General features: G+C 42.9%; 21 protein-coding genes. 8 read left to right on the top strand and 13 right to left on the bottom strand.

Annotated elements, in window-relative coordinates; genetic code table 11:
• Window positions 1-56: 56 nt before the first annotated feature.
• Window positions 57-2,408, top strand: coding sequence for an LPS assembly protein LptD (gene lptD, locus A4G13_RS08615; RefSeq protein ID WP_090656085.1), 2,352 nt, complete (start codon window positions 57-59; stop codon window positions 2,406-2,408).
• Window positions 2,409-2,516: 108 nt separating this feature from the next.
• On the opposite strand, the gene hybG is transcribed toward lptD, so the two are convergent.
• The 7 genes from hybG to hybO are packed head-to-tail and all read right to left on the bottom strand — an operon-like array spanning window position 2,517 to window position 8,919.
• Window positions 2,517-2,792 carry a hydrogenase maturation factor HybG gene (gene hybG / locus A4G13_RS08610; RefSeq protein ID WP_011201503.1) on the bottom strand — a complete coding sequence of 92 codons (276 nt, stop codon included), beginning with the start codon at window positions 2,790-2,792 and terminating at the stop codon, window positions 2,517-2,519.
• 31 nt (window positions 2,793-2,823) lie between these two features.
• Complete coding sequence (gene hybE, locus A4G13_RS08605; protein ID WP_090656086.1) at window positions 2,824-3,336, bottom strand: hydrogenase-2 assembly chaperone; 513 nt, start codon at window positions 3,334-3,336, stop codon at window positions 2,824-2,826.
• Between the two features lie 7 nt (window positions 3,337-3,343).
• Complete coding sequence (locus A4G13_RS08600; protein WP_090656089.1) at window positions 3,344-3,823, bottom strand: HyaD/HybD family hydrogenase maturation endopeptidase; 480 nt, start codon at window positions 3,821-3,823, stop codon at window positions 3,344-3,346.
• Window positions 3,823-5,532, bottom strand: coding sequence for a hydrogenase 2 large subunit (gene hybC / locus A4G13_RS08595; RefSeq protein WP_090656092.1), 1,710 nt, complete (start codon window positions 5,530-5,532; stop codon window positions 3,823-3,825). Before hybC ends, A4G13_RS08600 begins: the two co-directional genes overlap by 1 nt.
• A gap of 12 nt (window positions 5,533-5,544) precedes the next feature.
• Window positions 5,545-6,765 (bottom strand): Ni/Fe-hydrogenase cytochrome b subunit, encoded by a 1,221-nt coding sequence (hybB, locus tag A4G13_RS08590; RefSeq protein WP_090656095.1) that lies wholly within the window; start codon window positions 6,763-6,765, stop codon window positions 5,545-5,547.
• On the bottom strand, window positions 6,758-7,750 hold the full coding sequence (gene hybA / locus A4G13_RS08585) for a hydrogenase 2 operon protein HybA (RefSeq protein ID WP_090656099.1): 993 nt from the start codon (window positions 7,748-7,750) through the stop codon (window positions 6,758-6,760). The genes hybB and hybA overlap by 8 nt, the downstream gene beginning before the upstream one ends.
• Window positions 7,751-7,752: 2 nt before the next feature.
• A complete protein-coding gene (gene hybO, locus A4G13_RS08580; protein ID WP_090656103.1) occupies window positions 7,753-8,919 on the bottom strand; it encodes a hydrogenase 2 small subunit in 1,167 nt (388 codons plus the stop codon).
• Between the two features lie 264 nt (window positions 8,920-9,183).
• On the opposite strand from hybO, the gene trmA reads away from it, so the two are divergent.
• Both trmA and A4G13_RS08570 read left to right on the top strand, forming a co-directional pair.
• Window positions 9,184-10,278: a tRNA (uridine(54)-C5)-methyltransferase TrmA gene (gene trmA, locus A4G13_RS08575; protein WP_090656105.1), complete on the top strand. Its 1,095-nt coding sequence runs from the start codon at window positions 9,184-9,186 to the stop codon at window positions 10,276-10,278.
• A gap of 1 nt (window position 10,279) precedes the next feature.
• Entirely contained in the window at window positions 10,280-11,038 is a 759-nt protein-coding gene (locus A4G13_RS08570) for a class I SAM-dependent methyltransferase (RefSeq protein ID WP_011201513.1), read from the top strand.
• A gap of 150 nt (window positions 11,039-11,188) precedes the next feature.
• Here A4G13_RS08570 and acnB read toward each other — a convergent pair whose 3' ends face one another.
• The gene (gene acnB / locus A4G13_RS08565; protein WP_090656108.1) at window positions 11,189-13,795 is read right to left on the bottom strand and encodes a bifunctional aconitate hydratase 2/2-methylisocitrate dehydratase; all 2,607 of its coding nucleotides are present in this window, start codon (window positions 13,793-13,795) and stop codon (window positions 11,189-11,191) included.
• A 29-nt stretch (window positions 13,796-13,824) separates the two neighbouring features.
• Window positions 13,825-15,072, bottom strand: a complete 1,248-nt coding sequence (gene icd, locus A4G13_RS08560) for an NADP-dependent isocitrate dehydrogenase (protein WP_090656111.1) — start codon at window positions 15,070-15,072, stop codon at window positions 13,825-13,827.
• 279 nt (window positions 15,073-15,351) lie between these two features.
• Here icd and A4G13_RS08555 point away from each other — a divergent pair, with 279 nt between their 5' ends.
• A complete protein-coding gene (locus A4G13_RS08555; RefSeq protein WP_011201516.1) occupies window positions 15,352-16,635 on the top strand; it encodes a citrate synthase in 1,284 nt (427 codons plus the stop codon).
• A gap of 64 nt (window positions 16,636-16,699) precedes the next feature.
• Here the strand turns inward: A4G13_RS08555 and xylB are convergent, their stop codons facing one another.
• Together xylB and xylA are read right to left on the bottom strand one after the other, a co-directional pair.
• The gene (xylB, locus tag A4G13_RS08550) at window positions 16,700-18,145 is read right to left on the bottom strand and encodes a xylulokinase (protein ID WP_090656114.1); all 1,446 of its coding nucleotides are present in this window, start codon (window positions 18,143-18,145) and stop codon (window positions 16,700-16,702) included.
• A 90-nt stretch (window positions 18,146-18,235) separates the two neighbouring features.
• Entirely contained in the window at window positions 18,236-19,549 is a 1,314-nt protein-coding gene (xylA, locus tag A4G13_RS08545; protein WP_090656117.1) for a xylose isomerase, read from the bottom strand.
• 257 nt (window positions 19,550-19,806) lie between these two features.
• Here xylA and xylF point away from each other — a divergent pair, with 257 nt between their 5' ends.
• The 4 genes from xylF to A4G13_RS08525 all read left to right on the top strand — a co-directional run bounded on the left by xylF (window position 19,807) and on the right by A4G13_RS08525 (window position 24,846).
• Window positions 19,807-20,805: a D-xylose ABC transporter substrate-binding protein gene (gene xylF, locus A4G13_RS08540; RefSeq protein WP_090656148.1), complete on the top strand. Its 999-nt coding sequence runs from the start codon at window positions 19,807-19,809 to the stop codon at window positions 20,803-20,805.
• 84 nt (window positions 20,806-20,889) lie between these two features.
• Window positions 20,890-22,404, top strand: coding sequence for a D-xylose ABC transporter ATP-binding protein (gene xylG / locus A4G13_RS08535; RefSeq protein ID WP_090656120.1), 1,515 nt, complete (start codon window positions 20,890-20,892; stop codon window positions 22,402-22,404).
• 3 nt (window positions 22,405-22,407) lie between these two features.
• A complete protein-coding gene (locus tag A4G13_RS08530) occupies window positions 22,408-23,535 on the top strand; it encodes a sugar ABC transporter permease (protein ID WP_090656123.1) in 1,128 nt (375 codons plus the stop codon).
• 144 nt (window positions 23,536-23,679) lie between these two features.
• On the top strand, window positions 23,680-24,846 hold the full coding sequence (locus A4G13_RS08525; protein WP_090656124.1) for a XylR family transcriptional regulator: 1,167 nt from the start codon (window positions 23,680-23,682) through the stop codon (window positions 24,844-24,846).
• Window positions 24,847-24,888: 42 nt separating this feature from the next.
• On the opposite strand, the gene A4G13_RS08520 is transcribed toward A4G13_RS08525, so the two are convergent.
• Together A4G13_RS08520 and manZ are read right to left on the bottom strand one after the other, a co-directional pair.
• Entirely contained in the window at window positions 24,889-25,272 is a 384-nt protein-coding gene (locus A4G13_RS08520) for a hypothetical protein (protein WP_011201521.1), read from the bottom strand.
• Window positions 25,273-25,384: 112 nt separating this feature from the next.
• A complete protein-coding gene (manZ, locus tag A4G13_RS08515) occupies window positions 25,385-26,218 on the bottom strand; it encodes a PTS mannose transporter subunit IID (RefSeq protein ID WP_011201522.1) in 834 nt (277 codons plus the stop codon).

The raw sequence follows: 26,218 nt of genomic DNA, 5'->3' as shown, positions 1-26,218 counted from the left end.
AAAAGATCTTTTTTAGAGTATAATCTCAACAATTTTAGCTAAAATATGGTTTACTAATGAAGAAAAATTATTACAGCTTAATTTCTTTCTCTATTTTTACCGCACTTTATAGTACGGCAGGTTTTGCTGATTTACAGCAACAATGTTTAGCCGGCGTGCCGCAGTTTTCCGGTGAAGTGGTTAAGGGTAATGCGAATGAAATGCCCGTTTATATTGAAGCGGATAAAGCCGAACTTAATCATCCTACAAAAGGTGTTTATCAAGGCAATGTGGATATAAAACAGGGGAATCGTCATTTGATTACCGAGACTGCCGAGGTTATCCAGTCCGGACAAGATGAAAATGTTCAACGTTATGCCTATGCAAAAGGCGGATTTGATTATAAAGATAATATAATCAATTTGACCGGCGACGATGCAAAAGTGCATTTAAATACCAAGGATACGGACGTTAAAAATGCCGATTATCAATTTGTAGGTCGCCAGGGACGCGGTAGCGCACAATCTGCGGAAGTAAGGGAAGACTATCGTTTATTGAATAATGCAACCTTTACTTCTTGTCTGCCGAATGATAATTCATGGCAAATCGAAGCGAAAGAAATGAAGCAGTATATTAAGGAAGAGTATGCCGAAATGTGGCATGCGCGTTTTAAAGTTGCCGGCGTACCGGTTTTTTATACGCCTTATTTGCAACTGCCTATCGGCGATCGCCGTCGTTCCGGTTTGTTAATTCCCGATGCGGGAAGTTCCAGCCGTGACGGATACTGGTATTCGCAACCGATTTATTGGAATATTGCACCAAATTATGATGCTACTTTTATTCCTAAATATATGACTCACCGCGGTTGGCAAATGAACGGCGAATTCCGTTATTTGAATGAAATAGGCGAAGGTAAAATAGCCGGGGAATATCTTGGTGATGATCGTTATAAGGATTATATCGGCGACAACAAATCCCGGCATTTATTTTATTGGGCTCACAATGCCAAGTTATTTGATAACTGGCGCCTAAACGTTAATTATACAAAAGTAAGCGATAAACGTTATTTCAGCGATTTTGATTCCGATTACGGTAGCAGTACCGACGGATATGCAACACAAACAGCTCGTTTAGCTTATTTCCAACCAAACTATAATTTTGCTATTTCCGCTAAACAATATCAGGTTTTTGATGAAGTTTCCGTCGGTCCTTATAAAGCTTTACCGCAAATAGATTTCAATTATTACCAAAACGATTTGGCACAAGGATTGCTTGATTTCAAACTTTTCGCCCAGGCGGTACGATTTGAAAATGATAGTACATTGATGCCGACTGCATGGCGTTATCATGCGGAACCGAGTTTAAATTTACCTATGTCTAATCAATACGGAAGTTTGAATGTGGAGACCAAACTTTACGCCACGCATTATGAACAACGTAAAGGCAGTAGCGCTCGAGCGGAGGATATAGATCGTTCGGTAAATCGTATGATTCCGCAAATTAAGGTGGATTTACAAACCGTGTTGGCAAGCGATAAAACCTTTGTTGACGGATTTACCCAAACTCTCGAGCCTCATTTGCAATATTTATATCGTCCGTATCGTGATCAAAGTAATATAGGTTCAAAACGTAACACCGAATATTTAGGTTACGGTTATGATTCCGCTTTGTTACAACAGGATTATTTTTCCTTATTTCGTGATCGCCGGTATAGCGGTTTAGACAGAATTGCTTCGGCAAATCAATTCACTTTGGGCGGTACGACCCGTTTTTATGATGAGCAGGCAAACGAACGTTTTAATTTATCTTTAGGACAAATTCTTTATCTGAACGATTCCCGCATTGACAATAATTCGGATCATAGTACTTCAGGCCGTGCTTCTTCATGGGCTTTGGAAAGCAACTGGAAATTAAGCGATCAATGGAACTGGCGCGGTAGCTATCAATATGATACACGTTTAAACGAAACCTCATTGGCAAATACGACATTGGAATATAATCCTGAAAAAAATAATCTGATTCAATTAAACTATCGTTATGCAAGTCAGGCTTATATTGACCAAAATCTCACTTCGGGAGCGAATCGTTATAACCAGGATATTAAACAAATAGGTACGACTATTGCCTGGGAAGTTTCCGATAATTGGGTTTTAGTAGGGCGTTATTATCATGATATTGCGCTAAACAAACTGGTGGAAGAATATGCGGGTATTAAATATAACACCTGTTGTTGGTCTGTCGGAGTAGGCGCAAGACGTCATTTGGTCAGTAAATCGAATTATACTTATAGCGCCAATAAAGACACTATTTATGATAATAGTTTCGGTATTACTTTTGAATTGCGCGGTTTAGGTAACGAACAACATAGCGGTATCGTCGATATGTTAGATAAGGGTATGCTGCCTTACGTCAAACCGTTTAATCTTTAATAAAAGCGAATAAGGCGTTGAATTCAACGCCTTATTTATTACTGAAATTTATGATTTTTTGACCGCACTTTTATCCTTAATTTAATTAAAAGTGCGGTCTGTTTTTTGTTAATTTTTATTTAAACCGGCAAAATCACCGACTTCATGATCTAATTGGCTCATAGTCATTAACGCACTTAAAGTTTGTTTTGCCTCTTCTTCGTCAATAACGCTCATGGCAAAGCCTACGTGAACCAAAACCCATTTACCCAGCAAGTCCGTTGTATTATTTTCACAAATCAGCGAAATATTTACTTCGCGCTGTACACCGCAAACATCGACGACAGCGGGTTGAAAGCCGTCTTCGCCGACATCAATAATTTGTCCGGGAACGCCTAAACACATATCACACCTACTTATTTTTATTATATTGCGGTTATTTTAACATTGCGCCGAACATATTACGACGGTTTAGATCCGCCGGCGCCTTTTGTTTTATTGGCAGGGATAGCAGCATAGTCAGACAGTCTTTGGTTAACTGAACGGCATGCTCTTTACTCAAATTCGCTTCTAAAGGCGAATGTAACGAACAGCTTAAATATTGCGGAACATTATCCAGACTGCTTACCGTAAAATTCAGGGTTTTATAAGGAAACGCAAGAGCAATTTTGTCACCTACCGTGCGCGCTTTCCATTGCTGATTCGGACCGGGAAGCACTAAAACGCTTAACATCCAGGGAGTAAGCACCATGCCAATCCATTGATTTTCGAATTGCACGAATTTCGGACAGAAACAGGGAATATCCTCACGATAAAAAGGTAAGTCTTTCATATTTTTCGCAACTTTTTCCATTTCTGTTTGAAATAGTTCAGCCGGATTTTGTTCAAATCCGTCAATCAGTTCTAAAAGTGCGGTGGAATTTTCCTTATTTTCGTTATGATTATACATGATATTCCTAATTAATTACGGGAGAAGGTAGACCAAGGTCGGTTAATTGTTGCGCCAAACACTGAAAAACAGCCGGCATTGCATTTTCAACGGTTTTTGTTAAACCTATGTGAGACTCAAGGGATTCGGGCTGAATCCCGATAAGACAAAGATGTTTGGGATATTCGTCGGTTAGTTTTAAGGCCGATAATACATCACAAATACCTAATTGGTGCGGCGATATTTTACGCGAAAAAAGCGCCGGTACCTGTTCGTCTTTCAGAACGACTATTTCACCGGGCCGCTTGCCGGCAATCACCGCATCAATAATAATTAAATAATCGCGATTTGCCATCACGTCAAGTAATTCCATACCGCAAGTACCGCCGTCAACAAGATCAAAGTGCGGTGTAAAATTCGCATTTTTTTCTAAATGTTGTACGGCTCTTACGCCTACGCCTTCGTCGCTGAGTAAAATATTACCCACACCCAGAATTAACGGCTTCATTATAAGACCTTCACTTTCGTGGTTTCGCCCGTTTCCGTATTCACGACGTGAACGGCGCAGGACATACAAGGGTCGAAGGAATGAATGGTTCGTACCACTTCCAACGGTTTAGCCGGATCCGACACCGGTGTACCTATTAAAGATTGTTCGTATGGCCCTAAGGCATCATGTTGGTTACGTGGGCCTGAGTTCCAGGTTGAAGGTACAACCGCCTGATAATTTTCGATTTTACCGTCTTTAATCACCACCCAGTGAGATAACATACCGCGCGGTACTTCCCCAAAACCAACACCGCGGAATTCGCCGTTTTCCGGAATATTGGCTTTTAAGTAGGCGATGGTGTCGCCTTTACCTATATTATTCACTAATAATTGCCATTGTTGGGTTAATATTTCGTTTAATGCGCAGCAGTGAACCGTACGGCCGATAATACGCCCTAAGGTTGAATGCAAATCATTAATTTCCAAATTGCGACCTGCCAATTGATCATAAATTGATTTCAATTCATTGAAGTGTTTGGTTGTTACTTCATTTTTTGCCGCAAGGTTAGTTAACAAATAAGCTAACGGACCTACTTCCACCACATCATCATAGAATGACGGCGCTTTTACCCAAGAATATTTGCCGTTTTCATCCCATTGGGTATATTTCGGACGGGTTAAACCTGCCCATGGAGCCAGCGCTTCGTCATCTTCATACCAGGCGTGTTTACCGCTTTCTTTAATGCCCTGAACGACAAAATTATCTTTTTGTTGAGTGATCGGGCGGAAAGTGTTCAAATCAAAGTTTTGTAAATAACCGCCGGTTAAAGCAAATTCCGAATTTTCGGCATTAACAGGATATTCGGGAACCGCCAAATAATTACCCGAGGTTTTACCTAAATTTAACCATTCTGGATAATAAGCGGCAAAAATAGCGGTATCAACTTTATAAACCTGATTGATAAAATCATTTAAACGGTCAATACAGGATTTTACATACATTAATCGTTCAAGATTGAGTACGGCTTGAGAATCTAAATTAATCGGGTTAGCTACACCGCCAATGGCTAGATTTTGAATGTGCGGTGTTTTTCCGCCCAGTAACGCTACGACCCGGTTGGCATCGCGTTGGCATTCAAGGGCTTGCAAATAATGGGCGACGGCAATTAAATTGACTTCCGGACTTAATTTCATTGCAGGATGCCCGAAGTAGCCGTTTGCAAAAATACCGAGTTGCCCGCTGTCGGCTAATTTTTTCACTTTAGTCTGTACATTACGAAATTCATTAGCACTGTTTAAACCCCAGCTGGAAACGCCTTTCAGCATATTTGCCGCTTTTTCCGGATCTGCTTTTAATACGGCGGTAATATCTACCCAGTCCATTGCAGAAAGCTGATAAAAGTGCACAATATGGTCGTGAATACTGTGAGCGGCTAAAATCATATTGCGGATATATTGCGCATTTAACGGCACTTTTGCGCCGACGGCGTCTTCCACCGCACGTACGCTGAGAATAGCGTGTACAGTGGTACATACGCCGCAAATACGCTGCATAATCATCCAAGCATCACGAGGGTCGGCGCCTTTAACTATATTTTCCATGCCGCGCCACATTGTTCCTGTTGACCAGGCGTTAGTCACCACACCGTTTTCAATTTCACAATCGATACGTAAATGCCCTTCGATACGGGTGATCGGGTCGATTGTGATACGTTTTTTATCTGTCATGCTTTTTCTCCACTAACTATTTTTTTGTGCTAAGTTTTCACTTAACGCCGCTTTTTCAGCGATAATATATTCTGATGTTTCTTTATTTGCTTCTTTTAATACCGGTAGTACCGGGAATAAGCGAATAATTAAAATATAGGCGCATACTTCAATAGACACGAAACCGATAGAAATTAATAATTCCTGACCGGAAGGAAAATATTTATAGCCGTTACCCGGGTTATACATAATCATTGAGTAGTCTAAACGCCATAGCGCCGCGCCTAATAGCATGCTTAAAGCGGAAACGAACAACCAACGACCGTCATTACGCCGTTCTCCAAGGAACAATGCCAATAGAGGTAATGTCATTAACCATACTTCCGCCCAGAACATCCAGGCTTCAAATTTAAATAAACCTAAAACATAATGCAGCTTATTGTTATAAATTAATTCGCCGAAACGGAACATCAAGAATAATGCGATTAGTACCGCTGCGGTTTTCGTTAACTGACTGAATAAATGGCGCTCGTCCGGCGCTTGACCGGCAAGGCTTGCCTTTACCACCGAACCTTCAAAAATAACAATAGAAAATCCCATGATAAACGCCGTTAATAAGGAAAATACCGGCAGCATTTCATAGCTTTGCCAGGCTGGGTGGACTTTATGTCCGGCAACAATCATTAATGATCCCATTGAAGATTGGTGCATCATAGGTAACAAGGCGCCCAATGCAATAATGAAGAACATAATTTTATTTAGTTTTTTAAACAGTTTTTTCAAACCGAAAAAACCTAACCATACGGGCGCAAATTCCAGCGTTACCACGCAGATGTAAATAGTCATACAAACCGCGGTTTCAAACAACACGGAATTCGTATTAAACTGACCGGGCAAAAAGAAGTAAGGCAAATGCCAGTATCGTCCCATATCAATAGTAATGGATAAGCCGCCCAGACTATAACCAAACAGGCTTGCTAATAAGGCGGGGCGAACCAACGGGTGATATTTCCCTTTGTTAAAAATATAAACCGTCCAGGCTAAAGCCCAACCGCCGCAGGCAAAGCCGGTTCCCACTAATAAATCGAAGGCAATCCATAACCCCCAGGGATAACCGCCGTTTAATGCGGTTACGGAACCGATGCCGAAAAATAAACGTTTAACGATTAAAGCCAAACAAATCACGGCAAGAGGTGCGAAGAATAAAATCGATGCGGAAATTAATCGACCGCCGACAGGACGCGGATTACTCATTATTATCCTCCTCTTGGTGATGTTCTGGTTTTTTACCGTGCATATTGCGGTAAGTTATAAAGGTTAACCCCGCAAGCCCGACTAAAGGAAGAATCATGCCTCTGTATAAAGTATGTTGTAAATGAGCGGCACGGGCGCCGGTTGCTATTTCGTCTAATTGAGGCAAACCGAGGTTTTCAAAAGGTACACCGCTTAAAACCAATACCTGAGTACCGCCGCCTTCAATTTCACCGTAAATATGCTGTTCGTAAGCGGGAATTTTCGCCTGATATTTATCTTTGCTGTTTACATGTTGGCGGGGAAATTCATAATCCGTTCCCTGAGTCATACTTAAACGGCGTTTAGCCTCCGCCATTAATTCTTCGCGGGAACCAAAAATAATGGCGCCGGTCGGGCAAACATGGCAACAGCCGGGTAATTTGCCTTGATCAATGCGCTCAACGCCTTTTTGGTTACAAAGTTCGCATTTGCTGATTTGACCCAGAGGATTATCATAATCATATTTAGGCACGTCAAAAGGACAAGCCACCATACAATAACGGCAACCGGTGCAAATATCCGGATCGTAGCCCACAATACCTGTTTTCGGGTTTTTCGTCAGGGCTTGAACCGGACAAACGCTCACACAGTTCGGATCAACGCAATGCATACATTGTTTTTTTATGTAAGCATAACCATTTTGCGGCTGATCTTTATTGGTACCTTCACCTTCAGACCAAACCTGAATGACATTACGGGTAAAAGGCGATAATTTATCGTTATTGGACCAGGTTTGCTCGCCTTTCGGGTTAACCGGCGTTCCGTTGATTTTCTGACATTCCGCCACACAAGCCTGACAGCCCACACATAACGTAGAGTCATACAACATGCCTAAGGCACCGGGAATCGGCTCTTGATTTTTGACTTCCGCATGAGCGGCATTTAAAGGTAGCGCAGATGCGACGCCGCCAAGCATGCCAGCTTTTATAAATTTACGTCTATCCATGCTTATTTACCTGTATTGTTGCTGTTTTCTTGCTTTGTTTTTTCTTTTTCCAACTGATTTTTACGTTGGACGGAAAGTTCTTTCAATGTTTCGACCGCAACTCCGGCAAGAACGGCTGTGGCGGCACCCAGTAATGCAATGGCGGTCATAGAAGCGGTTTCCCCTTCCTGATTGGCTACATCCGGTTTTTCAACCCTCGGGGTCGGATTTTCAACATTGGCTAATTGGAATATGCCTTTGGTAAAACCTACGCCTTTTTCATTACAACCGTAACAAGGATGTCCGATACCCACTGGCCAGTTGTTACCGCCCACATCACAGAAATCCAGTGTTGAACAGTTACCATAGGTTTCTGGGCCTTTGCAGCCTAAATGATACAAACACCAACCGTGACGATGCCCGTAATCACCGTATTCTTTCGCAAAACGGCCGGCATCAAAATGCGGACGGCGATAACAGTTTTCATGAATTAAACGGTCATAGGCAAATAAAGGTCGGTTTAATTTATCCGTTGCCGGTAATTTTTTATAGGTAAGAATATAAGCTACGGTTGCCAGGAAATTATGCGGATTCGGCGGGCAACCCGGAATATTAATAACGGGAATACCGGGCAGAACTTCGGATAAACTTTTCGCACCGGTCGGATTGCCGCCGCTGGAAGGCACCCCACCCCAGGCGGAGCAGGAACCGATGGCAATAATAGCGGCCGCCCCTTTGGCCGCTTCTTTAATATGCTCTATGATGGGTTTGCCCGCCACCATACAGTAAACGCCGCCGTCTTTAACGGGAATAGAACCGTCCACCACTAAAACATACTTTCCTTTGTATTTTTCCAATGCGCGGTGTTTGTTTTCTTCCGCCTGATCGCCAAATGCGGCGGAAAGCACTTCATGATATTCAAGAGAAATCATATCCAGTACAAGGTTTTCAATGCTCGGGTGAGTGGCGCGTAACAAAGATTCCGTACAACCGGTGCATTCCTGCGCGCCAATCCAAATTACCGGCGGGCGTTGAGGGTTGGTTAATGCGTTGGTTATTTCCTCCGCGCTTGCTTTTGAAGTCAACCCCATAGTTGCGGCAAGCGCGGTACATAATTTCATAAAATCACGACGTGAAACATCGGTAACCGAATGAGTTAAAGCAGAAAGTAATCCGTCAGTTCGTTGCATAATTTGCTCCAAATCACATATTTTTTGTATGGTTAATTACGAAAATAATACGCTTAATAAGAAAAAAAAATTTGAGAATTATCAAAAGAACAACAAATTATTCACAAATATTTATTTATAAATTATATATTTAATAACAATTATCATTTCTTTATTTTGATGTTTCGGCAAAAAATCGTTTCAGCTTTGCATTCCGTTGCTCATATTCCGCATTACTGTGTTAAAATTTTGCAAATTTGATTATGGCAACAACAATTTCTCTTTATGCAACAATTACCCATTGAAAAATATTCAGAATTATTAACAAAAAAACAACAAAAACTGACCGCACTTTTAGCGCCTTTTAACGCGCCGGAATTATCGGTTTTTGCATCGCCTGTGCAAAATTATCGTATGCGGGCGGAATTTCGCGTTTGGCACGATAAAGGCGATTTGTATCACATCATGTTTAATCAGCAGACCAAACAGCGTTATCGGGTGGACTGTTTTCCTATCGCAAGCCTGCTTATTAACCGTATGATGGAAAATTTAATTCCATTACTGAAAGAACAGGAAATTCTTACTAAAAAGTTATTTCAAATTGATTATCTCAGCACATTGAGCAATAAAATTATTGTAAGTCTTCTATATCACAAAACGTTAACGGAAGAATGGCAGGCTGCCGCACAGGCTTTAAAAGTGCGGTTGGAAAAATTGGATTTTGATGTGCAGATTGTCGGCCGCGCCACCAAGCAAAAAATCTGCCTGGAGCGGGATTATGCGGATGAAGTTTTGCCGGTGAACGGGCGTAATTATGTTTATCGCCAGATTGAAAACAGCTTTACCCAACCGAATGCGGCGGTTAATTGTAAAATGCTGGAATGGGCCATTGACTGCACTAAAAACAGTTCGGGCGATTTGCTTGAACTTTATTGCGGAAACGGTAATTTTTCTATCGCTCTTGCGCAGAATTTCCGCAAAGTATTAGCTACCGAAATAGCTAAACCCTCGGTTGCCGCGGCACAATTTAATATTGCGGAAAACGGCATTGATAACTTGCAGATAATCCGAATGTCGGCGGAAGAATTCACGCAGGCGATGAACGGCGTCCGTGAGTTTAATCGCTTGAAAGGAATTGATCTTAAATCCTATGAATGCAACACTATTTTTGTTGATCCGCCGCGCGCCGGGCTTGATCCCGATACGGTAAAACTGGTGCAAAACTACGATCGTATTTTGTATATTTCCTGCAATCCTAACACCTTGTGCGATAATTTAACGGAATTAACAAAAACACACCGCATTGAAAAAGCGGCGTTATTCGATCAATTTCCTTATACCGATCACATGGAAAGCGGCGTATGGTTGATTCGTAAATAGCATGAATATTCAACTTATCTGCGAAACCGAAAATTCGCAAAATTTTACCGCACTTTGCAAAGAAAAAGGATTAACTCATGATCCAGCAAGCGTTCTTGCTTTGGTGCAAACGGAAACGGACGGTGAAGTGCGACTTGAATTGCGCAAACTTGACGAGCCCAAACTCGGTGCCGTTTATGTTGATTTTGTCGCCGGTACTATGGCGCACCGCCGTAAATTCGGCGGCGGACGAGGCGAGGCGATAGCCAAAGCCGTTGGCGTGAAAGGAAACGAATTACCTAGCGTAATCGATGCAACCGCAGGTTTAGGGCGGGATGCTTTTGTGCTGGCGTCTATCGGTTGCCGAGTAAGATTGGTGGAACGCCACCCGGTAGTTTATCTGCTGTTGCAAGACGGATTACGCCGCGCTTATGCCGATCCGGAAATTGGAGAAATGATGCAAAAAAATATGCAACTTTTGCCCGTTCATCATATTACCGAACTCAACCCCTTTGAAGATTTTGCCGATGTGGTTTACCTTGATCCAATGTACCCGCATAAACAAAAATCCGCCTTGGTTAAGAAGGAAATGCGAGTTTTCCAATATTTAGTCGGTGCGGATTCGGATTCAAATCTATTACTTGAACCCGCATTAAAACTGGCCAAAAAAAGAGTGGTGGTAAAACGCCCGGATTACGCAGAATTTCTCGCCGAGAAAGCCCCGCAATTCAGCCGAGAAACCAAAAATCATCGCTTTGATATTTATTCGGTGAATGTTTAAAACCTTACCAAAGAATAAGTTAAAACCAGAATAATATTAAAAGTGCGGTCAAAAATTTCATATTTTTTAATATGATAAAGCTAAAAAAGTAGGGACGTCATGTTTGCCGTCCCTACTTATATGCCGTATGTGTAACGGGCGCCTCTTTATTTACACAGCCTGCCGGAAAATCACCTTATCCGCTTTTTTCATATAATTTTCAATTTTATCAAAATTCATATAACGGTAAGTGTCGTCTTTATCCTGTTGTAAGTCGGCAGTATAAGATAAATATTCTTCCGGTGTCGGCAGTTTGCCTAATAATGCGGCGACAGCGGCCAATTCAGCCGATGCAAGATACACATTGGCGCCTTGTCCCAAACGGTTTGGGAAATTACGGGTGGATGTTGAAACTACGGTGGCATTGTCCGCTACCCGAGCCTGATTACCCATACAAAGCGAGCAGCCCGGCACTTCTATTCTTGCTCCGCTTTTGCCGTAAATGCTGTAATAGCCTTCTTCGGTTAATTGCGCGGCATCCATTTTGGTTGGCGGCGCCACCCATAAGCGGGTTGGAATCATACCTTTGAATTTGTTCAGCAATTTACCGGCGGCGCGGAAGTGTCCTATATTGGTCATGCAGGAACCGATAAATACTTCGTCAATTTTATCGCCTTGCACGTCTGATAACAGGCGGGCGTCATCAGGATCATTCGGGGCGCAAACAATAGGTTCTTTGATTTCATCTAAATTGATTTCGATCACGGCGGCATATTCCGCGTCTTTATCCGCTTCCAGCAATTGCGGGTCGTCAAGCCATGCCTGCATTGCTTTTATGCGACGCTCAAGAGTGCGGGCGTCGCCGTAACCTTCGGCAATCATCCATTTCAATAACGCGATATTTGAATTGAGATATTCGATAATCGGTTCTTTATTTAATTTTATGCTGCACGCGGCGGCCGAACGTTCGGCTGAAGCGTCGGAAAGCTCAAATGCCTGTTCGATTTTCAGATTTTCCAGACCTTCGATTTCTAAAATACGGCCGGAGAAAATATTTTTCTTACCTTTTTTCTCAACGGTTAATAGGCCTTGCTGAATCGCATAATAAGGAATGGCATGAACTAAATCGCGCAAGGTAATACCCGGCTGCATATTGCCCGTAAAGCGGACCAATACGGACTCCGGCATATCCAGCGGCATAACGCCGGTAGCGGCGGCAAAAGCTACCAGTCCGGAGCCTGCCGGAAATGAAATACCGATAGGAAAACGGGTATGGGAGTCGCCGCCGGTTCCTACCGTATCCGGCAATAACATGCGGTTTAACCAGGAGTGGATAACGCCGTCGCCCGGGCGCAGAGAAACGCCGCCTCTGTTCATAATAAAGTTAGGTAATGTGTGATGGGTAACTACATCTATCGGTTTCGGATAAGCCGCCGTATGGCAGAAAGATTGCATAACCAAATCCGCCGAGAAACCTAAACAGGCAAGATCTTTTAATTCGTCGCGGGTCATTGGGCCGGTCGTATCCTGTGAACCCACCGAGGTCATTCGCGGTTCGCAATATTGCCCCGGGCGAATGCCTTCGACTCCGCAGGCTCGTCCGACCATTTTTTGAGCAAGGGTATAACCTTTCTCGCTTGCCTGGACGGCTTGCGGTTTTTTGAATATTTCGGATTCGTTTAAACCTAAAGCAAGACGCGCTTTATGGGTTAAACTTCTGCCGATAATTAACGGAATACGCCCGCCAGCCTGGACTTCATCCAACAATACGTCGGTTTTTAAACTAAATTCCGCCAGTACCTGATCCGTATTATGAACGCAGATTTTTCCCGCATAAGGGTAAATATCAATTACATCACCCATATTTAAGGCGCTGACATCCACTTCAATAGGCAATGCGCCCGCATCTTCTAAGGTGTTAAAGAAAATAGGCGCGATTTTACCGCCCAATACAATCCCGCCGGCTCGTTTATTGGGAATATAGGGAATATCTTCACCCATGAACCATAATACCGAATTGGTGGCGGATTTACGGGAAGAGCCGGTACCCACCACATCGCCTACATAAGCAAGAGGAAAGCCTTTTTGTTTTAATGATTCAAGTTGTTTAATCGGACCGACAAGAGTTGGTTGATCGGGAATAATACCTTCTCGCGGCATTTTTAGCATAGCGTTGGCATGTAACGGAATATCCGGGCGTGACCACGCATCCTGCGCCGGTGATAAGTCATCGGTATTGGTTTCGCCGGAAACTTTAAACACGGTAACGGTGATTTTTTCCGCTAATTTAGGGCGATTGGTAAACCATTCGGCATTCGCCCAGGATTGCAGCACTTGTTTTGCATAAGGATTGCCTTGTTCGGCACGTTCCCGTACGTCATGGAAATTATCAAACATTAATAAAATGCCGGATAATTCTTTCGCCGCCGTCGGCGCTAGTTCCGGGTTATCAAGCGCGCTAAGAAGCGGTTCAATATTATAACCGCCTTGCATTTTTCCTAAAATTTCTACCGCACTTTTTGCTGAAATAAGCGGGCAAGCTACATCGCCTTTAGTCACTGCCGAAAGGAAGGAGGCTTTTACATAAGCCGCTTCGTCAACGCCGGCCGGAATGCGGTTTTTAAACAGATCTAATAAAAATTTCGCTTTATCCTGAGGCGGGTTTTTTAGTAATTCAATAAGTTGAGCCGTTTGATCGGCATTAAGCGGCTTGGCGACCACACCTTCTTTTGCCCGCTCGTCAACCTGTTGTTGATATTCTTGTAGAAAGTTAGCCATGGTTATCTCCCTTAAATTCGTTAAGTCGGCTACATATTGGCAATAATGTCTTCGGCAAACTCGGAAGTTGAGCGCAAGGTCGCTCCTTCGAGCATTTCGGCAAAATCAAATGTTACGGTTTTGTCCGCAATAGTTTTGGCAACGGCGTTTACTACTAAATCGGCGGCTTCCAACCAGCCTAAATGGCGCAGCATCATTTCTCCGCTAAGAATTAATGAACCCGGGTTGCCTTTATTTTGGCCGGCAATTTTCGGTGCCGTGCCGTGAGTAGCCTCAAAAATTGCCGCATCGTCACCGATATTGGCGCCCGGTGAAATACCGATACCGCCAACCTGCGCGGCTAATGCGTCGGAAATGTAATCGCCGTTAAGGTTTAAGGTGGCAATCACATCGTAATCTTTAGGATGCAATAACACTTCTTGTAAAAAGGCGTCGGCAATGCAATCTTTAATGATAATTTCGGTGCCCGTATTAGGATTTTTCAATTTCATCCACGGACCTTGATCAATAAGTTCCGCACCGAATTCTTTTGCAACCTGATAGCCCCATTCTTTGAAAGCGCCTTCGGTAAATTTCATGATATTGCCTTTATGTACTAAGGTAAGCGAACTGCGGTCATTATCTATTACATATTGTAAAGCAGCCCGCACCAAACGTTGCGATCCCTGCTTGGAAACCGGTTTAATGCCGATTCCGCAATCTTCGGTAAAGCGGATTTTAGTCACACCCATTTCCCGTTGCAGGAAGTTAATCAGTTTATCCGCCCCCGGGGAGCCGGCTACCCATTCAACGCCCGCATAAATATCTTCGGAGTTTTCACGGAAAATAACCATATTGACAAATTCCGGGTGTTTAACCGGACTTGGCGTACCTTCATAATAACGAATCGGACGTAAGCAGTTATACAAATCCAAACCTTGGCGCATCGCCACGTTTAAAGAACGAATGCCGCCGCCTACCGGTGTCATTAACGGACCTTTAATCGCCACATGATATTGACGGATCAACTCCAGCGTTTCTGCAGGCAGCCAGGTATTTTCGCCATAAACCTGATTTGCTTTACCGCCGGCATAGATTTCCATCCATGATATTTTACGCGTACCTCCGTATGCTTTTTCCACCGCCGCATCAATCACCGCTTTCATCGCCGGCGTCACATCAACGCCAATACCGTCGCCTTCAATAAAAGGAATAATAGGATTATGAGGGACGATAAGTGCGCCGTTATCGGCGAGTTGAATTTTTTCACCTTGTGGAATTTTAACTTTTGATTGCATATTGCCTCCTGCTTAGGGCGAGCCGTAAAAACATTTTCAAATTTAATCAGATATTAGAAACAATATCAGTAATTTATTCAATGTAAATAGGATTATTTAAAAAATTTCTAATTGGGTTAGAAATTTTTTAATAAACGGGCTTGTTTTTTTTATAAATTCAGGTATTAATTAAATTGTTTTAAATTTAAACGCTTCATACTTTGGGATGTTCAGTATATTCGCAAAATTAGAGAATAAATTTTAAAAAGAATTTTTCAGGAATTATATAGGAGTATAAATATGGCCGACAAAAAAGCAACACTGACGGTGGATGGAAAAAATTATGAATTTGATATTGTTAAAGGTTCATTAGGATATGAATCCATTGATATTCACGGTTTAAGCCAAAACAAACTTTTTATGTACGACCCGGGACTTGTTTCGACTGCCGTATGTGAATCCGCTATCACTTATGTGGACGGCGATGAGGGGATGCTGCTTTATCGTGGTTATCCTATCGATCAGCTGGCCTCTAACGCCGATTATCTTGAAGTCAGTTATTTATTACTGTTTGGTGAACGACCTACCAAGCAGCAATATCAGGATTTTTCCAAATTGGTTAAACGTCACACTCTGGTGCACGAACAATTGACCAAATTCTTCCAAGGATTCCGTCGAGATTCACATCCGATGGCGGTAATGTGCGGGGTAAGCGGCGCATTGGCGGCATTCTATCACGATTCTATTGATGTTAAAAAAGAAGAACACCGGGAATTGACGGCAATTCGTTTATTGGCAAAAATTCCGACCCTGGCGGCGATGTGTTATAAATATTCGATCGGTCAGCCGTTTATGTTCCCGCAAAATAACCTGTCTTATGCGGGAAACTTTCTGTATATGATGTTTGCCACCCCTTGCGAGCCTTATGTGGTGAATCCGGTATTGGAACGCGCATTGGATAAAATCTTTATTTTGCACGCGGATCACGAGCAAAACGCCTCAACTTCAACGGTGCGGATTGCCGCATCTTCAGGCGCTAACCCGTTTGCCTGTATCGCCGCCGGTATCGCTTCGCTTTGGGGTCCGTCTCATGGCGGCGCTAACGAAGCCTGTATTAATATGCTGGAAGAAATAGGTACGGTGGATAGAATTCCGGAATTTATTGCCCGGGCAAAAGATAAAAACGACCCGTTCCGCTTAATGGGTTTTGGTCACCGCGTATATAAAAACTACGATCCGCGAGCGAAAGTCATGCGTGAAACCTGCCATGAAGTATTGAAAGAACTGAATATTAAAAATCCGTTGTTCGATGTTGCCAGCGAGTTGGAACGCATTGCTTTAAGCGATCCGTATTTTATCGATCATAAATTGTATCCGAATGTGGATTTTTATTCCGGTATCGTCTTAAAAGCCATCGGTATTCCGACTTCCATGTTTACCGTGATGTTCGCCTTGGCGAGAACTGTGGGTTGGATTGCTCACTGGAAAGAAATGTATAAACAAGGCAACTTTAAAATTGCCCGCCCTCGTCAAATTTACACGGGTTACACGGAACGCGATTTTCCTGCGATTGATAAGGATTAATTCTTAATAACATAAAAAGTGCGGTGAAAATTTTAAAAATTTCACCGCACTTTTATTTTACTTTTTAAAGTCCTTTTACCCGCTGATACAACTCTGCATATTTCGCCCGTTTTTCAGCGTAATATGCGGTGCGTTCGGCATTCGGGTGATAAACTGCTTCCAACGGTAAGGGGTGGCAGAAATCCGCTATATCTTCATGGGGATTTAGCGCGATTTGTGCCAGTTTAGCCGCACCAAGAGCCGGTCCTACGTCACCACCTGTGCGATATTCCATGGTTCTGCCCGAAATATCCGCAAGTAATTGGCGCCAGTAAGCGCTTTTTGCACCGCCGCCTATTAAGGCGATGTTATCCGCTGTGACGCCGGTTTCATGCAATACGTCGATACCGTCCGCCAGAGCGAAGCTCACGCCTTCGATCACGGCTTTTGCCATTGTGGTTTGATCGTCGTTATGGCTTAGTCCCCAGAATACGCCTTTAGCGTAAGCATCGTTATGGGGAGTGCGTTCGCCCGAAAGATAAGGCAAAAAAATCGCCTCGGAATTGACCGCACTTTTTTCCGCTTTTTGAAACAGAGTTTGAATATCCGCAATGCCCGTGGCTTTTTTCACCCAATCTACGGCGGAGGCGGCACTTAAAATAACCGACATTAAATGCCAGCGATCCGGCAGCGCGTGGCAGAAACTGTGTACCGCTTTTTGCGGGTTTGCGGTGAATTTATCGGTGACCACAAAATATACGCCGGAAGTACCCAGTGACAGCATGGCCTGTCCCGTCTGATATAAGCCGATACCGATAGCGCCGGCTGCATTATCGCCGCCGCCGGCAACCACCGGTACCGCATTCATTTTCCAGTTTTTAGCAAGATCAGCATGAAGATAACCCGTGATTTGATTACCTTCAAATAGTTTCGGCATATTATTTTCATCCAGCCCGCAGGCGTTGAGCAGAGATTTATCCCAATCTCGTTTTGCCACATCCAGCCACATGGTGCCTGAGGCATCGGACATATCGGAGGCGTATTCGCCGGTCATCATTAAACGTAAATAATCTTTCGGCAGCAACACTTTACTGATTTTTTCCGCAATAGCGGATTCATGCTTATCTACCCACTTGAGTTTAGGTGCCGTGAATCCCGGCATCATTAAGTTGCCGGTAATTTTGCGGGAACGGGGAACGAGTTTTTCCAATTCTTCGCATTCGGCGGAACTGCGTCCGTCATTCCATAGTATTGCCGGACGAAGCACGTTGTTTTGTTTATCTAACAGGGTGGCACCGTGCATTTGTCCGGTTAAACCGATGGCTTTTACCGCAGATAAATTCTGCTGCTGAGCAAGCGCTAACATGGCGAGATTGGTGGCATACCACCAGTCTTTGGGATTTTGCTCCGACCAGAGGGGATGCGGACGGGAAATTGGGAGAGGATGTTGAGTTGTGGCTATAATTTTTTGCGATTCATCAAGCAAAACCGCTTTCACTCCTGAAGTGCCTAAGTCGATACCAATGTACATAATTGTTCTCCGCTGGGCGGGGATTTATTTGCGCCCTTATATAAATAGAAAAAGGGCAGGGATAACTCCCCGCTCCTTGTATCTACGACATTAACGATAAATGTAACCGTTCACCAAGTTTTCAATATATTCCTGCTGACCTGAAACCGGTTTAGGGTCAAGGTTTTGCGCCGCTTGAGCCAGCGCTTCCAGTGAAGATTTACCGGCTAATATTTGTTGGCCTAATTCGCCGTTCCAACCCGCATAACGTTGATCGACGATATTTTGTAAAGTGTGATCTTCAACCATTTTAGCGGCGCGTTTTAAAGACAACGCCAATACATCAATCGCGCCGATATGACCGTGGAATAAGTCATAAGGATCAATACTTTGACGGCGGATTTTGGCATCGAAGTTGAAACCTCCCGTAGTTAAACCGCCGGCTTTTAAGATTTCATAAATAGCTAAGGTGTTTTCTTCCACGCTGTTCGGGAATTGATCGGTATCCCATCCTAATTGCGGATCACCGCGATTGGCGTCGATAGAACCTAAAATATCCAGTGCGGCGGCGGTTGCGATCTCATGTTGGAAGGTGTGTCCCGCTAAAGTTGCATGATTCGCTTCAATGTTGACTTTGATTTCTTTTTCTAAACCGAATTGTTTTAAGAAGCCGTAAACCGTCGCCACGTCATAATCGTATTGATGTTTGGTTGGTTCCTGAGGTTTCGGCTCGATTAATAAGGTGCCGCTGAAACCGATTTTGTGTTTGTGTTCCACCACCATTTGCATAAAACGACCGATTTGCTCGCGTTCACGGCGTAAATCCGTATTTAATAAGGTTTCATAACCTTCGCGACCGCCCCATAATACATAGTTTTCGCCGCCTAAGCGTTTGGTTGCGTTCATAGCATTAAACACTTGTGCTGCGGCACGAGTGAAAATTTCAGGATTCGGATTGGTTGCCGCACCGGACATATAACGCGGATTACTGAAGCAGTTTGCCGTACCCCATAATAATTTCACCCCGCTTTCCGCTTGTTTTTGTTCCAGGATATCCACAATAGTATTGAAATTGCTTACATATTCTTGATACGAATTGCCTTCCGGCGCGATATCCACATCGTGGAAACAGTAATAAGGCACACCTAATTTGGTTAGAAATTCAAAGGCGATATCCGCTTTTTGTTTTGCCGCCGCAAGCGGATCCGACATTTTTTGCCAACTGCGATCAAGGGAACCTACCCCGAACATATCGTTGCCGTTCCAGCAGAACGTATGCCAATAACACACGGCTAAACGTAAATGTTCCGCCATGGTTTTACCTAAAATCACTTCATTCGCATTATAGTGTTTGTATGCGAAGGGATTAGTCGAATCCGCACCTTCATATTTTACTTTTTCAATTTTATCGAAGTAGTTTGTCATAATGGTTTCTCCTAAATGGATATGAGTGAATAACTTTCGCAAGCATAATCGGAAAAAATAAGGTTTCCCGCAATTACGTTATTTGGTTTTTTAATTTCGATAATTAGTAATTGTGTGGGGGATCACAGAAGTGAAAAAACGTAATGACATTATTAAATCTGATAATTGAATTTAACGAACAAGATGCTCAAACTTCGTTCAGAGCTAAGTTGGTTGTTGCTCTGACCATTATTAACCTAAATATTCGAGGTGTCATTATGAAAATGAAAACAGCTTTATTATCTCTTGTTGCGGCGGTTTCAATCTGTTGCAATCCGGCTTTGGCGAAAGATTTAACCATTGGCATGTCTATTGATGATTTACGTTTGGAAAGATGGCAAAAAGATCGGGATATCTTCACTAAAAAAGCGGAAGCCTTAGGTGCGAAAGTGTTGGTTCAGTCGGCAAACGGTGATGATGCGGCACAAATTTCACAAATTGAAAATATGTTGAATAAAAATGTCGATGTTTTAGTAATCATTCCTCATAACGGCGATGTATTAAGCAATGTTATTGCAGAAGCCAAAAAAGAAGGGGTTAAAGTATTAGCTTATGACCGCTTAATTAATAATGCGGATTTGGACTTTTATGTTTCCTTCGATAATGAAAAAGTGGGGGAATTACAAGCCGGCGCAATTATTGAGAAAAAACCGGAGGGAAATTATTTCCTAATGGGCGGCTCGCCCGTGGATAACAATGCAAAATTGTTCCGTAAAGGTCAAATGAAAGTGCTGCAACCGTTAATCGACAGCGGCAAAATAAAAGTGGTGGGTGACCAATGGGTTGACAGCTGGCTTGCGGAAAAAGCTTTACAAATTATGGAAAATGCCTTAACCGCAAACAAAAATAACATTGATGCGGTTGTCGCTTCTAACGATGCCACAGCAGGCGGTGCTATTCAGGCATTAAGCGCACAAGGGTTATCCGGCAAAGTGGCGATTTCCGGTCAAGATGCCGATTTAGCGGCGATCAAGCGTATTGTGGAAGGTACTCAAACCATGACCGTATACAAACCTATTACAAATCTTGCGGATAAAGCGGCTGAAATTGCGGTGGCGTTAGGTAAAGAAAGCAAACTTGAATCCAACGCAAAATTAAACAACGGTTTGAAAGAGGTTGACTCTTATTTGTTAGATCCGATTGTAGTCACTAAAGACAATATAGACAGCACCGTTATTAAAGACGGTTTCCACACAAAAGAGGCGGTTTATAAATAATTCGGCAATTTAACTTCTCAAAAGTGCGGTCAAAATTTGCGAATTTTTGACCGCACTTCCAACAAAAAATCAGAGGATGTTTTTATGGCTCAATTATTAGAAATGAAAAATATCACCAAAAAATTCGGTGATGTGACTGCATTACATAATATTTCAATTTCATTAGAGACAGGGGAAATTCTTTCTCTATGCGGTGAGAACGGTTCTGGCAAATCCACTTTAATGAAAGTATTATGCGGAATTTATCCTCACGGCGATTTTAGCGGAGAAATTTATTTTTCAGGCGAACCGTTAATCGCTAAAGGAATTAAAGATACGGAAGAAAAAGGTATTTCCATTATTCACCAGGAATTAACCTTAGTAAAAAATATGACTGTGCTTGAAAATATGTTTTTAGGCAATGAAATGGTGAAATCCGGTATTACCGATGACAACGAAATGTATTTACGCTGCAAAACCATGTTGCAACAAGTACAGTTGGATATCGACCCGAACACAAAAGTGGGCGAGCTGGGATTAGGTCAGCAACAGTTGGTGGAAATTGCTAAAGCCCTTAATAAGCAAGTCCGTCTTTTAATTTTAGACGAACCCACCGCCTCTTTAACGGAAAAAGAAACCGCTATTTTATTGAATTTAGTGAAAGATTTAAGCGCACATAATATCGCTTGTGTTTATATTTCCCATAAATTAAATGAAGTGAAAGCCATCTCGGATAAAATTTGTGTAATTCGGGACGGCGAACATATTGGCACCCGCCCCGCCGCCGGTATGTCGGAAGATGACATTATCACTATGATGGTTGGGCGTGAAATTACCTCGCTTTATCCTCATGAAGAACATCAAATCGGCGAAGAAATCCTGCGGGTTGAAAACTTATCCGCCTGGCACCCCATTAATACCCATATTAAACGGGTCGATAATGCGAATTTTAAATTACATGGCGGAGAAATTCTAGGCGTTGCCGGGCTTGTCGGGTCCGGGCGTACCGAAATGGCGCAATGTATTTTCGGCTCTTATCAAGGCAAATTCCAAGGTGATATTTTTATTCATAATCAAAAAGTGAAGATTCGCAATTGCGCGGAAGCTATAAAAAATCAAATAGTGATGGTACCGGAGGATCGTAAAAAACACGGTATCGTGCCTATTATGGGAGTGGGTAAAAACATTACGTTATCTTCTCTCAGACAATTTTGTTTTAGCGGAAAGGTGATTAATGAAGCTTTGGAAGAAACCGTTATTAACCAATCAATTGATAAATTAAAAGTTAAAACCTCTTCACCGGAATTGGCTATTGGCCGTTTGAGCGGCGGCAACCAACAAAAAGCCATTTTAGCGAAATCATTATTATTAAATCCGAAAATTTTAATTTTAGACGAGCCGACCCGGGGTATTGATGTGGGGGCAAAATATGAAATCTACAAATTAATCAATAGGTTGGCACAAGAGGGAATGGCAGTGATTGTGATTTCGTCCGAATTACCTGAAGTATTGGGGATTAGTGACCGAGTATTGGTAATGCATCAAGGACAGATTAAAGCGGATTTAATCAATGATAATTTGACCCAGGAACAAGTAATGGAAGCGGCGCTTAAGGAGTAATCTATGTCTAAGTTGAAATCCATAAATTTACAAGTTTATATTATGTTTATTGCCATTGTGGTGATTATGGCATTCTTCTTTGTTGCAACCGACGGCGCCTATCTTAGTGCGCGTAATATTTCTAATTTATTGCGGCAAACTTCCATTACGGGAATTTTAGCCATCGGTATGATTTTCGTTATTATCTCCGCTGAAATTGATTTATCCGTGGGTTCCATGATGGGATTATTGGGCGGTTTTGCTGCAATCGCCGATGTGTGGTGGGGCTGGCCGTTACCTTTAACCATCGTCGTGACATTGACCGCTGGCGTGGTATTCGGTACTTGCACCGGTTGGTGGGTAGCTTACCGCAAAGTACCGTCTTTTATTGTCACTTTGGCAGGAATGTTGATTTTCCGCGGAATGCTGGTCGGTGCGACCAACGGTACAACGGTTTCACCAATCAGTAAAGAAATGACTACCATCGGACAAGGTTATTTATCCGATACAACGGGTATGATTTTAGGTATTGTCGCGGTGATTTGTTTCTTCTTATGGGGCGCTTATCAACGCAAAGCCCGCCAAAACCTTAATTTAGCCGTGCCGAATATGGGGAAAGAAACTATGAAATACGGCTTATTCGCAATTTGTGTGTTAGGCGCAATTTACCTGTTAAATGATTATCGCGGTATTCCTTTCCCTGTGTTGCTGCTCGCCATTCTTGCCGTTGTGGGCATGTTTATTGCCCGTAAAACGGCATTCGGTCGCCATATTTACGCTATCGGCGGCAACATTGATGCGGCAAGATTATCCGGTATTAATGTAGAAAAAGTAAAACTAATCATTTTCTCTATCAATGGCTTTATGGTGGCTATCGCCGGCTTAATTTTAAGCGCTCGTTTAGGCGCCGGCGCCCCTTCAGCGGGTCAAAACGCAGAACTTGACGCCATTGCCGCCTGTGTAATCGGCGGTGCAAGTTTAGCCGGCGGCGTCGGTAGTGTTTTCGGCGTGGTAATCGGCGCATTGATTATCGCATTATTAGATAACGGTATGAGTATGCTGGATGTACCGACTTTCTGGCAATATATCGTAAAAGGTACCATTTTATTACTCGCCGTATGGATGGATACCATGAGTAAGAAAAAAATGTAACGTTTAAAAAAATCCTGATTTTTCCACCGCACTTTTACCAAAGTGCGGTTATTTTTTTGAACTAAATCACATCCCGGCAACAAACCCGTTTTTTTGCAAATTAATTTGCTATGATATTAACTTGTTTTAGTTCAGGGAATACAAATGACAAACGAGCATAAGTATCATCGTATCGCACTGCTTTTTAACGCCAACAAAGTCTATGACAGGGAAGTGATTGAAGGCGTCGGGCAGTATATTCAGGCATCGCAATGTTTGTGGAATATTTTTATTGAGGACGATTTCGTCTATCGGAAGGAAAGTTTACATAACCTGGATATTGACGGCATTATTGCGGATTTTGACGATCCGGAAACGGTCGCCATGCTGGAACATACGGAAATTCCGGTGATTGCCGTGGGCGGTTCTTATCAAAACCCTGCGTTTTATCCTCATTATCCCTATGTGGCTACCGATAATTATGCTCTGGTAGAAACCGCATTTTTGCATTTAAAACAAAAAGGCATTAATCAATTTGCGTTTTACGGTTTGCCGAATGAAATGCCGAAGCATTGGTCGGAAGAGCGCAAAAACGCTTTTATGCAGTTAATGGCGGATTACGGACACCAAACCTATATTTATTTAGGCGAACAGGCGCATTCCGATAATTGGCTTGAAGTGCAATCCAAACTTTGTGACTGGATTAGCCGTTTGCCGCCCCATACGGGAATTATTGCGGTCACCGATGCGCGAGCCAGACACTTATTGCAGGCTTGCGAGTACCTTAACATTGCGGTTCCCGACGAGCTTTGTATTATCGGCATTGATAATGAGGAGCTTATCCAGTATTTATCCCGGGTTTCGCTTTCTTCGGTGGTACAGGGTACCAACCAAATCGGTTATCAGGCGGCAAAATTATTAGATCAGTTACTAAAAGGGCGCCCGGTCAGCCAAACCCCGATTTTAGTACCGCCGTTGCGGGTGGAACAACGCCGTTCCACGGATTACCGTTCTCTTCATGACCCATTGGTTATTCAAGCTATGCACTATATTCGTCATTATGCGACCCAGGGTATAAAAACGGAACAGGTGCTGGATCACTTACGTATTTCCCGTTCTAACCTTGAGCAACATTTTAAAGCCGAGATGAATAAAACCATTCATCAGGTTATTCATGAGGAGAAACTGGATCGAGCAAAAAATATGCTGAAATTTACAGATGTGCCGATCCAGGAGATTTCGGATATTTGCGGTTATCCCTCATTGCAATATTTTTATGCGGTATTCAAAAAAGAATACGGTCAAACCCCCAAAGAATTCAGGGAACGCTAAGGTCTGTTTAGAGAAAAAGTGCGGTCAAATTTTATTGAATTTTTATTTTTTTAACTTTCCTTCCGCATATTGCAATAAAAAACCTAATTCCCTTTTAGCTTTTTCCGACAATACTTTGTTATCCACTAAAATCTGTGTGGCGCGAGCTTGGATGAATCGAATGTAATCTAAATTTTGCGTTTCTTCAAATTGCTTTTTGGCGAAATACATCTCATTGAAATCTTTGGTAATTTGAGAAAGCATAAGCTTTTGCCCGAACATTACCATGAACGCAATTACTAAACAAATCACCGCGGCATAACCACCGTATTGTTTGGAAAAGTAATAACAAAGGCCGGCGATAATAAAAAGTGCGGTCACTAATTTAGACGAATTTTTGAGGTAGCCTTCCGCCGGCGGCGCTTTGATGAAATCTTTGAAGTTCATAAATATTCCTTAAAATTTAACAAAATTTGACCGCACTTTAACAAAAAGTATAGGCAAAAAACAGGGCAATCTTTGGAGAATAGATTGCCCTTAATAATGCGGTTGTTTGCGATTAAGCTAAAATGCCTAACCAATAACCTAAAATACCTACGCCGAATAACGCGAAGATAATGTACATAGCGTTCACTTTTTTACGTAATAGATACATACAGAAGAAAGTGAGAAGCAAAGCGGCAAGGCCCGGCAACAAATCGTTTAATACGCTTTGTACGGTAGTGACTACTTCTTCGCCCATGGCATTGTGGTAACGGGACAATTCCAACGGAATATTAATACTCGTCCATTTGGAAACTAAAGACCCCATAACAAAGAGACCGAGGATTGACGCTCCCTGAGTCAGTTTTTGTAAACGACCGCCGCCCATATCGGAAACAATTTCAGTCCCTTTTGCGTAGCCGTATTTAAAACCGTACCAACGGGTTAATGCACGGCAGATATTGATACCGATAAAGAATAATAATGGACCGAGAAGGCTGCCGCTAATAGCAAGACCCGCACCAAGAGCGGCAAGAACCGGACGTAACGTACCCCAGAAAATCGGGTCGCCCACACCGGCTAACGGCCCCATAAGACCGACTTTAACCCCGCTGATTGCCGCATCGTCAATGTCTGTGGCACCGTTGGCTCGTTCCTGTTCCATAGCGGCGGTCACACCCATAATGGCGGAACCCACCCAAGGTTGAGTATTGAAGAATTCCAGATGGCGTTTTAATGCCGCCGCCTGGTCTTCTTTTTGGCTGTATAAACGTTTGATTGTCGGGATCATGGATACGCAGAAACCCATAGCTTGCATACGTTCGAAGTTAAATGAACCTAATAAGAAGGTTGAACGCCAGTAAGTTGCGCGAATATCACGTGCGGTTAATTGTTTTTTATTTTCTGACAT

The organism is Basfia succiniciproducens (assembly GCF_011455875.1).
Lineage (GTDB): Bacteria > Pseudomonadota > Gammaproteobacteria > Enterobacterales > Pasteurellaceae > Basfia > Basfia succiniciproducens.
This window is presented reverse-complemented; position numbering and strand designations above follow the sequence as displayed.

Bases quoted from the DNA above. Each gene is read 5' to 3' on its own strand.
- icd (WP_090656111.1), bottom strand. From the start codon at position 15,072: ATGCAATCAAAAGTTAAAATTCCACAAGGTGAAAAAATTCAACTCGCC.
- manZ (WP_011201522.1), bottom strand. From the start codon at position 26,218: ATGTCAGAAAATAAAAAACAATTAACCGCACGTGATATTCGCGCAACT.
- A4G13_RS08555 (WP_011201516.1), top strand. From the start codon at position 15,352: ATGGCCGACAAAAAAGCAACACTGACGGTGGATGGAAAAAATTATGAA.
- trmA (WP_090656105.1), top strand. From the start codon at position 9,184: ATGCAACAATTACCCATTGAAAAATATTCAGAATTATTAACAAAAAAA.
- xylB (WP_090656114.1), bottom strand. From the start codon at position 18,145: ATGTACATTGGTATCGACTTAGGCACTTCAGGAGTGAAAGCGGTTTTG.
- acnB (WP_090656108.1), bottom strand. From the start codon at position 13,795: ATGGCTAACTTTCTACAAGAATATCAACAACAGGTTGACGAGCGGGCA.
- hybA (WP_090656099.1), bottom strand. From the start codon at position 7,750: ATGGATAGACGTAAATTTATAAAAGCTGGCATGCTTGGCGGCGTCGCA.
- A4G13_RS08600 (WP_090656089.1), bottom strand. From the start codon at position 3,823: ATGAAGCCGTTAATTCTGGGTGTGGGTAATATTTTACTCAGCGACGAA.
- A4G13_RS08530 (WP_090656123.1), top strand. From the start codon at position 22,408: ATGTCTAAGTTGAAATCCATAAATTTACAAGTTTATATTATGTTTATT.
- xylF (WP_090656148.1), top strand. From the start codon at position 19,807: ATGAAAATGAAAACAGCTTTATTATCTCTTGTTGCGGCGGTTTCAATC.
- xylA (WP_090656117.1), bottom strand. From the start codon at position 19,549: ATGACAAACTACTTCGATAAAATTGAAAAAGTAAAATATGAAGGTGCG.
- hybB (WP_090656095.1), bottom strand. From the start codon at position 6,765: ATGAGTAATCCGCGTCCTGTCGGCGGTCGATTAATTTCCGCATCGATT.
- hybE (WP_090656086.1), bottom strand. From the start codon at position 3,336: ATGTATAATCATAACGAAAATAAGGAAAATTCCACCGCACTTTTAGAA.
- hybO (WP_090656103.1), bottom strand. From the start codon at position 8,919: ATGCAACGAACTGACGGATTACTTTCTGCTTTAACTCATTCGGTTACC.
- lptD (WP_090656085.1), top strand. From the start codon at position 57: ATGAAGAAAAATTATTACAGCTTAATTTCTTTCTCTATTTTTACCGCA.
- A4G13_RS08570 (WP_011201513.1), top strand. From the start codon at position 10,280: ATGAATATTCAACTTATCTGCGAAACCGAAAATTCGCAAAATTTTACC.
- hybC (WP_090656092.1), bottom strand. From the start codon at position 5,532: ATGACAGATAAAAAACGTATCACAATCGACCCGATCACCCGTATCGAA.
- A4G13_RS08520 (WP_011201521.1), bottom strand. From the start codon at position 25,272: ATGAACTTCAAAGATTTCATCAAAGCGCCGCCGGCGGAAGGCTACCTC.
- xylG (WP_090656120.1), top strand. From the start codon at position 20,890: ATGGCTCAATTATTAGAAATGAAAAATATCACCAAAAAATTCGGTGAT.
- A4G13_RS08525 (WP_090656124.1), top strand. From the start codon at position 23,680: ATGACAAACGAGCATAAGTATCATCGTATCGCACTGCTTTTTAACGCC.
- hybG (WP_011201503.1), bottom strand. From the start codon at position 2,792: ATGTGTTTAGGCGTTCCCGGACAAATTATTGATGTCGGCGAAGACGGC.